At 41.7% G+C, this 660-nt stretch carries 1 protein-coding gene; it reads left to right on the top strand.

Annotation, left to right across the window (positions count from 1 at the left end):
• Window positions 1-249 (top strand): Ty1/Copia family ribonuclease HI (locus ACQY8X_RS21005; RefSeq protein ID WP_428037075.1); only part of this gene is annotated, 249 nt, incomplete at its 5' end.
• Between the last annotated feature and the right edge of the window lie 411 nt (window positions 250-660).

Genomic DNA, 660 nt, shown 5'->3' with positions numbered 1-660 from the left:
ATTCCACTCCTATGTGACAATGAGAGTGCCATCAAGATTACTTACAATCCTTGTGAGCACTCTAGAACCAAACACATAGACATCCTGCACCATTTCTTGAGAGACCATGCCATAAAAGGAGATATTTTTATCTCACATGTTGGAACCAATGATCAATTAGTCGATATTTTCACCAAGCCCCTTGATGAGAAACGATTATGTGAACTCCAAAGTGAACTAAACATCATTGATTCTCAGAATGTGGCTTAGTTTGTTACACATCTGATCTGAAACTTGCCTATATAAGGGGCAGAGCGCCCCCCTTAGAATTCCAGGCCTTTTTTCTCTTCCACTCCATCTCTTGCGGCGGTCAAGGGCTCTCTAGGCAATTTTGGGTCTTCTCCACCGAATCCCTTCGGTTTCTTGGAGATTTGACTCCCCTTCTCCTCAGTCCTCAGAATCATCAAACCCTAAGTGGTTCTCTCTCTCCTAAGGTATTCTCAAGGTTCTCCTCCGATTTCTTTGATCTATTGTTGAGTTTCATCAATGCTAGACCCCTTTACCTTGGAGCACCATTAGGATGTCGTTATCTTGCATTGAATCTAGTCTAGAATCATACTTCATGCCTTGCCTATTTGAAAAGTAGGTTTCAATCTCTAATTTTTGCGATCTACTCTCATA

The sequence above is a fragment of the Amphritea sp. genome (assembly GCF_050300915.1).
Classification (GTDB): domain Bacteria; phylum Pseudomonadota; class Gammaproteobacteria; order Pseudomonadales; family Balneatricaceae; genus Amphritea.
Note: the sequence above shows the minus strand (reverse complement) of the source record. Positions and strands in the feature narration are given on the sequence as shown.